The sequence below is a fragment of the Acetomicrobium sp. S15 = DSM 107314 genome, from assembly GCF_016125955.1.
Taxonomy (GTDB): domain Bacteria; phylum Synergistota; class Synergistia; order Synergistales; family Thermosynergistaceae; genus Thermosynergistes; species Thermosynergistes pyruvativorans.
Genome location: NZ_JADEVE010000421.1, coordinates 1 through 330, shown reverse-complemented (window position 1 = coordinate 330; position 330 = coordinate 1). Strand labels below are relative to the sequence as shown.

The following is a 330-nucleotide window of genomic DNA, read 5'->3' as shown; positions in this document are numbered from 1 at the left end:
CCACCCTTCGCCTCGGAAGCTTCCCTACTACCGCACGAAGCGAGGACACCTTAAGTCCGATGAGCTGCAGCTCCTTTATAATCTCACCGCCGCGCATGTAGTCTTTCCTGTGCCGCCCTTGCCTCCGAAGAAGACGAAGCTGCGCCCTTTTAGTTTTTCTGCCAGTTCTCCCATTCTTGCGCTTCCTTTTGTCGCCTCGCCAGCTATCTCAAAACCACCTTTGAGGAGTATGTCCTTCAACATCATACGCATAAAAGCAGCATCGTCCACCACCAGGACCCTTGTCACACAATTCAGCCCCTTCCCCCAAATATATCTTCAGCCGCTGAT

1 protein-coding gene is annotated in these 330 nt (G+C 52.7%); it reads right to left on the bottom strand.

Annotated features, from left to right (window positions below):
• Positions 1 to 75: 75 nt before the first annotated feature.
• Positions 76 to 288 carry a hypothetical protein gene (locus EZM41_RS14860; protein WP_269778919.1) on the bottom strand — a complete coding sequence of 71 codons (213 nt, stop codon included), beginning with the start codon at positions 286 to 288 and terminating at the stop codon, positions 76 to 78.
• Positions 289 to 330: the final 42 nt, after the last annotated feature.